The 445-nt window shown below is 60.4% G+C and carries 1 protein-coding gene; it reads left to right on the top strand.

Annotated features, from left to right (window positions below):
• Window positions 1-146: 146 nt before the first annotated feature.
• On the top strand, window positions 147-445 hold a 299-nt coding region (locus AC3DEV_RS17070), incomplete at its 3' end, for a portal protein (protein ID WP_488372885.1).

The following is a 445-nucleotide window of genomic DNA, read 5'->3' as shown; positions in this document are numbered from 1 at the left end:
AGCGGCAAGTCAGCATGGGGCCGCTGCACGATTACACCTCTCACGCTGCCGACGCCTTTCGTTATCTCGCGATTGTGATTCAAGAACCCGAGGTAGAGGCAGAGCGGGTGCGTGAGGCGGCAACCGAATTCTCTTGGATGGCGTGAATGGCTAAAGACTCGGACATCATCAGCGAAGCAAAGGAGGCATTCGAGTACGCTTCCGATGCCGAGTCCGAGAACCGTGCCACGGCCCTAGAGGACACGGAATTTGCTCGCTTGGGCGAACAGTGGCCGGAGGAAATCCGCAAGCAACGCGAGCGGGAAGGGCGCCCCTGCCTGACGATTAACCGCCTGCCGGCGTTTGCCCGCCAGGTGGTGAACGATGCGCGGATGAACCGCCCGCAAATCAAGGTGGTTCCTGTCGGTAACGGCGCCGATCAGGTTACTGCTCAGGTGTTGGGTGG

Source organism: Dietzia sp. IBK-p2-15D (assembly GCF_057773105.1).
The sequence above is the reverse complement of the archived record's forward strand: the minus strand, read 5'-3'. Positions and strand labels throughout refer to the sequence as shown.